Annotated in this window: 2 protein-coding genes and 1 pseudogene; 2 read left to right on the top strand and 1 reads right to left on the bottom strand. The window is 74.3% G+C overall.

Features of this window, described 5'->3' with window-relative positions; all coding sequences use genetic code 11:
• A pseudogene (locus ACFXA3_RS38845) lies at positions 1-364 on the top strand (acyl-CoA synthetase); the annotation flags it as partial.
• A gap of 177 nt (positions 365-541) precedes the next feature.
• Positions 542-1720: a calcium:proton antiporter gene (locus ACFXA3_RS38840; RefSeq protein ID WP_385195481.1), complete on the top strand. Its 1179-nt coding sequence runs from the start codon at positions 542-544 to the stop codon at positions 1718-1720.
• Between the two features lie 55 nt (positions 1721-1775).
• Here ACFXA3_RS38840 and ACFXA3_RS38835 read toward each other — a convergent pair.
• Positions 1776-3490, bottom strand: a 1715-nt coding sequence (locus ACFXA3_RS38835; RefSeq protein ID WP_385195478.1) for a penicillin acylase family protein, incomplete at its 5' end; no start/stop codon positions are given.

The following is a 3490-nucleotide window of genomic DNA, read 5'->3' as shown; positions in this document are numbered from 1 at the left end:
GGGGTACCTCTTCCTCCGCGACCGCAAAATCGACATGATCATCTCGGGCGGGGTGAACATCTACCCGGCCGAGATCGAGTCGGCCCTGCTCACCCACCCGGCGGTCGCCGACGCCGCCGCCTTCGGCATCCCGCACGCCGACTGGGGCGAGGAAGTGAAGGCCGTCGTCGAACCGGCCGAGGGCTTCGCGGCCGGGGACGCCCTCGCCGCGGAGATCCTGCACCACTGCGAGCGGCAGCTGGCCGGCTTCAAACGGCCGAAGTCGGTCGACTTCATCGAGACGATGCCGCGCGACCCCAACGGCAAGCTGTACAAGCGGCGGCTGCGCGACCCGTACTGGGAGGGCCGCGAGCGCGCGATGTGAGCGCCCCGGGTGGGGCGACCCGGGATCCGGGTCCCCGCGACCCGGGATCCGGGTCCCGCGGCCCGAGCTGCGGGTCCCGGTCCGCCACGCCCGACATTGCGTGAGAAGCACCACGTCAGAGCCCCGGTCGCGCCCCATGCACCGCACATCGGGGACACTTCTGGCAAGTTGGCTGATATGAGTACGGCTACCCGCAGATTCCCCCTGACCGACTGGACCGTCGTCGTCCCCGTGGTCGCGCTCGTCGCGCTCGTCTTCAGCTGGGGACGAGACCTGCCCGGATTCGCGGTGGGCCTGGTCGCCCTGTGTCTCGCGGGCGCCGTGCTGGCGGCCGTCCACCATGCCGAGGTCGTCGCCCACCGGGTGGGCGAACCCTTCGGCTCGCTCGTCCTGGCCGTCGCCGTCACCGTCATCGAAGTGGCCCTCATCGTCACCCTGATGGCCGACGGGGGCGACAAGACCGCCTCCCTCGCCCGGGACACCGTCTTCGCCGCCGTCATGATCACCTGCAACGGCATCGTCGGGCTGTCCCTGCTCGTCGGCGCCCTGCGCAACCGGGTCGCGGTCTTCAACGCCGAGGGCTCCGGAGCGGCCCTGGCCACCGTGGCGACCCTGGCCGTCCTCAGCCTGGTCCTGCCGACGTTCACCACCAGCAAGCCGGGGCCGGAGTTCTCCACCGCGCAGCTGGCCTTCGCCGCGGTCGCCTCGCTCGCCCTGTACGGGCTGTTCATCGCCGTCCAGACGGTCCGTCACCGGGACTACTTCCTGCCCGTGGACACCGGGGCCGTCGCGACCGGCACGCCCGCCACGGCCACCGCGTCCGGCGCGCCCGGCCCGAAGAGGACGGACGACGGGGACGGCGACGGGGACGGCGACAGGGATCACGCCGCGCCGCCGACCGCCCGCGCCGCCCTCGTCAGCCTCGGCCTGCTGCTGGTCGCCCTCATCGCCGTCGTCGGCGACGCCAAGGCCGTCTCGCCCACCATCGAGGCGGCCGTGGCCGGCGCGGGCCTGCCCAACGCCGTCGTCGGTGTGATCATCGCCCTGCTGGTGCTGGCCCCCGAGACCCTCGCCGCCGTCCGCGCCGCGCGCCGCGACCGCGTCCAGACCAGCCTCAACCTGGGCTACGGCTCCGCCATCGCCAGCATCGGCCTGACCATCCCGGCCATCGCGCTGGCCTCCGTCTGGCTCTCCGGCCCGCTGCTGCTGGGCCTGGGGCCGGTCCACATGGTGCTGCTCGCCCTGACCGTCGTGGTCAGTGCCCTCACGATCGCCCCCGGCCGGGCCACGCTGCTCCAGGGCGGCGTCCACCTCGTGGTGCTGGCCGCGTACCTGTTCCTCGCCGTCAGCCCCTGAAATGCGCGCGGCGGGGCCGGACGAACCGGCCCCGCCGCACACCGCACGGTCCCGGTCAGCGGCGCTCGCGCGGCCAGACCACCTTCAGCTGCGGCGAGGCGAGGACGTCCCGCTCGCAGAACCGCGAGGTCACCCACCGCTCCTGCGAGAACAGCCGGGTCTGGTCGGCGTAGTGCGGCGAGGCCGGGTTCGACGACTGGCCGTACGTCAGCAGCGTGCGCGCCACCGGACAGCCGCTGCCGTCCCAGCCGACCGCCTGGATGTGACTGGAGCCGTGCACGACCTCCGGGTAGCCCCCGGCCGCCGCGTTCCACGGTGCCTCCACCTTGTTCCACACGCCCAGCGCCTCGGTCCCGCCCGGGACCGGCAGCCGCTGCCCGCCGCGCACCACGAACTGGTGCTCGCCGAGCGGCGCGTCCGGCGCGATCCCGGCCGCCGTCAGCTCCTCGACCGTGTCCGCGAGCGCCCGGCCGATCCCGGGTGCGGCCTGGTTGAGCGTACGGGGGGTGCGCACCGGATCCGCCGCGGAGAACGGCACCAGCCACAGGTCCTTGGCCGCCGTGCCCGCCGTGAGCCTGCGCCAGAACCGGTCGAAGAGCAGCGCGCCACGGCTGCCGGTGTCGGCCGTGCGGTCCCAGCCCGCCAGCACCGGGCAGGCCGCCGAGACGTCCACCGTCCGGCCGTCGCTCGCGGTCGCCGCACCGCCGGGCAGTGCCGCGCAGGCCCTCGCCGCGTCGGCCGCGGCCAGATCACCGGCGGGGACCCGGTTCGCGAACTGCTGCCCCTGCAGATCGGCCACGGTCAGCCGGCCCTTCGCGGCCATCGCCGCCACGTCCTCCAGGGCGCCGCGGGTGCGCAGCGACCGCGCGGTGCCGGCATTGCCCCAGATCCGCTCGTACCCGGTCAGCGGCCGGTCGGCATTGGCCAGCCAGGCGCTGTCGTTGGAGTTCTCCGCGTACGGGGCGTCGCGCAGCGTCGGCGCCCTGCCCGGGCCGAACACCCCGGGCTGTACCGCGTCCGGGTCCGAGCCGAGGGCGCAGTCGCCGCGCGCGCCGTCGAGGACCGCGAGCCCGGACGCCGGGTAGGTGGCCCTGCCGAGCGGGGTGGAGCAGCGGGCGGCGAGCTCGTCGGTGATCCGGGGGAGCACCTGGGACTGGGTGAACAGCGTGCCGCCGGCGGAGTCCGCGGCGACCGTGTTCACCCAGGGCAGGCCCTGGGTGCGCTTGAGCGCGTCCTGGATCCCGGCGACCGAGCGGGCCCTGCCCAGGGCGAGGGCGGTGTCGGAGCCGCGCAGGTTGGCCGCGTTCGGGTCGTTCAGCGCGTACGCAGTGCCCGCCGTCCAGGGCAGGGGAAGTCCCGGGCCGAGGCCGGTGACCACCGGCCCGTAGCGGGTCCACCACTGGGTGCGGGTGACGGGGGCGCCGCCGGCCACCTGGACGCTGACCGTGCGCTGCGTCATCTTCTCCGGCGTGCCGTCGACCAGATAGGCGGTCGGGTCGGCCGGGTCCAGGGTGAGCTGGTGCAGGTTGACGGGGGTGCCGGTGGCCACGGTGTGGCTCCAGGCCACCTTGTCGTTGAAGCCGATGTTGACCACGGCGGTGCCCAGCAGGGAGCCGCCGGAGACGTTCAGTTCGCCCGGTATGGTCTGCTGCGACTGCCAGAACCGGCGGCCGCCCTGCCAGGGGTAGTGCGGGTTGCCGAGCAGCAGGCCGCGGCCGTTCGCGGTGGTCGAGCCGCTGAAGGCCACCGCGTTGGAGCCCATGTCGTAGC

The organism is Streptomyces sp. NPDC059456 (genome assembly GCF_042750055.1).
Taxonomy (GTDB): domain Bacteria; phylum Actinomycetota; class Actinomycetes; order Streptomycetales; family Streptomycetaceae; genus Streptomyces.
This window is presented reverse-complemented; position numbering and strand designations above follow the sequence as displayed.

Bases quoted from the DNA above. Each gene is read 5' to 3' on its own strand.
- ACFXA3_RS38840 (WP_385195481.1), top strand. From the start codon at position 542: ATGAGTACGGCTACCCGCAGATTCCCCCTGACCGACTGGACCGTCGTC.